Below are 1,918 nucleotides of genomic sequence, written 5' to 3'. Positions count from 1 at the left end.
ATTGGTCAAGATGATGCTAAAGACCTAGCGGTAACTAGCACAGCAAAAGCTTCAAACTATCCAGATGATGGCTCAGTAGCTAAGATAGTAAATCCTAATCCAAGTTTAAGAGTGTTTGGATCGGATAATATAGATAATATAACGGTAGACGGTGCACAAATAGCGTCTGTGCTTGGAGGAGTTGGAAACGATAACATTGATCTCAAAAACGGTGCCAAAGTCTTTGGCGTTTCCGGCGGTTCAGGAAGCGATAATATAACCGTAGAGAGTGGCTCAAAAGTAGATACATTACTAGGTGATAATAAAACTAAAAACGATGTACATGAGAAGCGAGTAGATCCAAATTTAAATATAGAGGATAACGGTGCTGCTGGTGATACCATAAAAGTAAGCGGAACCGGAACGCAGGTTAGATTTATAGGCGCCGGTAACGGAGACGACAATATAACCGTAGATAAAGGCGCAAGAGTGGGTCTTATACAAGCCGACGAAGGAGATGATAGGGTAACCGTAAGTGATAGCGGAACTTACGTTAGCGGTATAAACGGTAGAGGCGGCGATGACGAGATATTGGTAGAAAAAGGCGCTAAAGTAGACGGTATAGTCGGAAGATGGGGTAACGACAAAATAACCGTAAAAGATACCGGTACCGTCGTAACTGAAAACATAGAGGGTAACGAAGATAGCGATACTATTAAAATTTTAGACGGCGCAAAAGTAAAAGGATACGTTAGTGGCGGACGTGGCGAAAGCCCTAGCATATATGGCGGAGCTGCAGATTCTGATAAGGATAACATTACTGTTGAAAACTCTACTGTTGAGGGAGTCGTAGAAGGCGGTATATGGGGCGGTAATGATGGAATGAAAATTAAAAATTCTCATATAGGCGGGATAACTGGTGGAAATGGCGAAAATAAGATAGATATTTCAAATGTTACTAATTTAGATGCAAAGACTATTTGGGGTAATAAATTTAAAGATACCGTAAATATTGACGGGACGCTAAAAAATTCTACCATTATAACTGTTGAGGGCGAGGATACAGTTAATATTAACGCTGGTGCGATAATAGATAAGATTGATATAAATACGGGAGCTGACAAAGATACTGTAAATATCAATGCTAATATTACTGCTGATGTTGGTAAGCAATCAAATATTACGACCGAGGGTGGTATAGATACTGTAAATATCGCTAGCGGGGTAACGCTAACTCGTACTGTTATTAGCACGGGTGCTGGAGAAGAAACTATAAAGATCAATGCTGGTAAAACAGGTGTTACAGATCGTATAACATTTGAAGGATCTTCTTTGGATACTGGAGCTGATAAAGATATAGTAGAAATCACAAATACTATGTTCAAAAAGGGTAGTAACGGTGAACTATCTAATCTAAGTACCGGTGACGGCAATGATGAAATTACTATAAAAAGTGGAACTATTTTTCAAGAAGCATCTTATATACAAGCTGGAGATGGCAATGATACTATAACGCTAGAAAGTGGTGCTAAATTTATCGGCGGTAACGTATATGCACATGAAGGCAACGACAAGGTATACGTTAATGGAGCAGAATTCAAAGATGGTGGCGTAAATGGTGGAGCAGGTAATGATGAAATTTACGTTAATGCTGGTTCGAAATTTGATCATGGCTATATAAATAGCGAAATCGGTGATGATAAGATCTTTATCAAAAAAGGCGCAAACTTAATGAATGACACAAAAATCGAAGCCGGAGCAGGCACCGATGAGATCACGATAGAACAGGGTGCGATCTTGAATGATACAAAAATCGACGGCGGAGCCGGATTTGATACATTAAAAGTAGCTGATAATAGCATAGACTTTAGCCATGTTAAAAATATCGAAAAACTAGATATGACTAATGGAGAAAAGACAACCTTATCTCTTACAGCTA

1 protein-coding gene is annotated in these 1,918 nt (G+C 39.2%); it reads left to right on the top strand.

Annotation, left to right across the window (positions count from 1 at the left end; all coding sequences use genetic code 11):
* Nucleotides 1-1,918: hypothetical protein (locus CVS93_RS09730; RefSeq protein ID WP_413784291.1), on the top strand; the 1,918-nt coding region annotated here is incomplete at both ends.

It is taken from the genome of Campylobacter concisus (genome assembly GCF_003048535.1).
GTDB classification, from domain to species: Bacteria; Campylobacterota; Campylobacteria; order Campylobacterales; family Campylobacteraceae; genus Campylobacter_A; species Campylobacter_A concisus_S.
Note: the sequence above shows the minus strand (reverse complement) of the source record. Positions and strands in the feature narration are given on the sequence as shown.